This window comes from Novosphingobium sp., from assembly GCF_036733805.1.
Classification (GTDB): domain Bacteria; phylum Pseudomonadota; class Alphaproteobacteria; order Sphingomonadales; family Sphingomonadaceae; genus Novosphingobium.
Map to the genome: position 1 here is coordinate 1 of NZ_DAIMZT010000133.1, position 2471 is coordinate 2471.

General features: G+C 61.3%; 3 protein-coding genes and 1 pseudogene. 2 read left to right on the forward strand and 2 right to left on the reverse strand.

Translation table 11 applies throughout. The features are described 5' to 3' along the window. The first annotated feature begins 93 nt into the window (after positions 1–93). Positions 94–600, forward strand: coding sequence for a GAF domain-containing protein (locus V7D69_RS15830; protein WP_333606313.1), 507 nt, complete (start codon positions 94–96; stop codon positions 598–600). A gap of 120 nt (positions 601–720) precedes the next feature. Continuing rightward, positions 721–1440, forward strand: a complete 720-nt coding sequence (locus V7D69_RS15835; RefSeq protein WP_333606314.1) for a glycine zipper 2TM domain-containing protein — start codon at positions 721–723, stop codon at positions 1438–1440. A 23-nt stretch (positions 1441–1463) separates the two neighbouring features. Here V7D69_RS15835 and V7D69_RS15840 read toward each other — a convergent pair whose 3' ends face one another. Both V7D69_RS15840 and V7D69_RS15845 read right to left on the reverse strand, forming a co-directional pair. Beyond that, the gene (locus V7D69_RS15840; RefSeq protein ID WP_333606315.1) at positions 1464–2189 is read right to left on the reverse strand and encodes a TerC family protein; all 726 of its coding nucleotides are present in this window, start codon (positions 2187–2189) and stop codon (positions 1464–1466) included. A gap of 21 nt (positions 2190–2210) precedes the next feature. Then, positions 2211–2471, reverse strand: a pseudogene (locus tag V7D69_RS15845) (transcription termination factor Rho); the annotation flags it as partial.

Genomic DNA, 2471 nt, shown 5'->3' on the forward strand with positions numbered 1-2471 from the left:
GGCAAGAACGGCTTTCATCAGGATCGAACGCATGGGCACGAGATAAGGCGGTGTCACCTAGGCGGCAACTGCCAGTTGCGCTAAAGGCCGGCTATGTACGACTTTGTTTCCGCGCAAGACCTGCCCAAGCCTGAACTTTATCGCGATCTGGCCGGCGTCGTAAAGGCGCTGGTCGAGGGAGAACCCGATGCGATCGCTAACATGGCGAACATGGCGGCCGCAATCTGGCAGTTCCTGCCTGATCTGAACTGGGCGGGCTTTTACCGTGTCCTTCCCAATTCCGGCCGCGATTCCAGTGACGGCGAGTTGGTGCTCGGACCCTTCATCGGCAAGCCGGCTTGCATTCGCATACCTTTCGGTCAGGGCGTCTGCGGCACGGCTGCAGCGCTCGGGAAGGCCCAGGTGGTGCCTGACGTCCTCGCCTTTTCCGGCCACATCGCATGCGATGCCGCCAGCCGTTCCGAGTTGGTGGTGCCGATCATACGCGATGGGCGAGTGATCGCCGTGATCGATCTCGACAGTCCCACACCGGGCCGCTTCGATGACGAAGACGCCACCGGGGTGCAACGTCTCGCGCAGATCGCCGCGCTCGCGATCTGATGCTCCGAAACGGGACAGCGATACCTTCGGCAAAAGTCTTGGTCTTGTGGGAATCACGATGCTAAATTTCGCGTTAACTGACGGAACTCACTTTCCGTCCTTCGCGAAAGGGTGTTCCCGATGCGTCTTCGCTTTTCCGCCGCCGCCGTGGCGCTGATCGCCTGCCCAGCTTTCGCGCATGACGGGCAGCATGACATGTCTGCACCGCCCGAACTACGCGATGCCCCGATGCGTTATCCGGGCGAGCCTTATGAGCCAGCTGGCGCTCGCTATGACGGCTATGATTCCGCCGCTCGTGAAGCCTGGCTCGCCGATTGCCGCCAACGCCTGTCTTCGCGCGAGAACGGCGCGGGCGGCGCTGTCATTGGCGGCGTAGTGGGCGGCGTTGCCGGCAACCGCATCGCCGGCAGGGGCAACCGCTCGGTGGGCACCGTAGCAGGCGCAGCGGTGGGCGCGGTGGCCGGCGCAGCGATCGACAGGGCCGAAGGCGCAAGGCGCCATCGTGACGAATGCGAGGCGTGGCTGGACGATTACTATGCCCGCTACGCTCAGGGCGGCGGCTATCCCGGCTATGAGTCAGGCTATGGATACGCCTATCCGCAAGGTTACTCCTTCCCCTTCGCTTATCCCGCGGGCTGCTGCATGGCACCAGCAATGATGGCGGTGCCCATGATGATGGTTCCGCAGGTCCAGCCGAAGCCGAATTGCACGGAGATTGTCGAATATGTCTACGAAGAGGTGCCGGTTCGCCCCGCCGCGCGAAAGCGCTACATTCCCCGGCCTGCCAAGATCGTGCCAGACAAGCGCGTCAAGATCCTGCCGGATAAGCGGGTAAAATAAGGAGTAGCCGCGCGCAGCTGCGGTCAGAACAGCGTGACGACCCCCAGGTTGGGATCTACCCAGCCTTCGTAGATCATCTTGCAGGCGACATAGAGGATCACCACCAGACCGATCCAGGCGATCCAGCGGTAGCGCTCAATGTAGCGGGCGATGAAATTCGCAGCGAGACCCATCAACGCCACCGCGAAGATAAGGCCGACAATCAGAATCCCCGGATGCTCCCGAGCGGCGCCCGCGACACCAAGCACATTGTCGATCGACATGGAAACATCGGCGATCGCGACCGAAAGAGCGGCGCCGGCGAAGCTCTTTGCCGGTGCCAGGCCAGAATGCTCGTCACCTTCTATCTCGGGAGAACCTGGGGAATGCTCATGCCTGGGATCGCCATGAAGTTCACGATACATCTTCCAGGCCACCCATAAGAGCAGCAGGCCGCCTGCGAAAACGAGACCGACTATACCCAGCAGCCAGGTAACCGTAAGGGCAAATCCGACCCGCAAAACCAGCGCCGCGATCACGCCGATGGCGATAACCTTGCGGCGCTGGTGCGCCGGAAGGCCCGCTGCCAGCGCGCCGACGACAATGGCATTGTCGCCGGCCAGCACCACATCGATCATCAGCACTTGCAGGAAAGCCGAAAACGCTGAAGGCGACCCGATATTGGAGAAATCACTAACGATGTGCCGCCAGATCTCTGCCGGCCCGTTCAGCGCGAGAGCGCTCGCAGCGAGTATCGAAACCAGGTCCAAGTTCAGCGTCTCCAGCGTTGCTTACTGGTTCATCGTCGCGAAGAAGTCCTCGTTGGTCTTCGAATCCTTCATCTTGTCGAGCAGGAACTCCATCGCATCCACAGTGCCCATCTGCATGAGAATGCGGCGAAGGACCCACATCTTGCTGAGTTGGTCCTTGGGAACCAGCAGCTCTTCCTTGCGCGTGCCTGACTTGCCGACATCAAGTGCGGGGAAGATGCGCTTGTCCGCCACCTTGCGGTCAAGCACGATTTCCGAGTTGCCGGTGCCTTTGAACTCTTC

Coding starts and splice junctions, on each gene's coding strand:
- V7D69_RS15830 (WP_333606313.1), top strand. CDS start 94: ATGTACGACTTTGTTTCCGCGCAAGACCTGCCCAAGCCTGAACTTTAT.
- V7D69_RS15835 (WP_333606314.1), top strand. CDS start 721: ATGCGTCTTCGCTTTTCCGCCGCCGCCGTGGCGCTGATCGCCTGCCCA.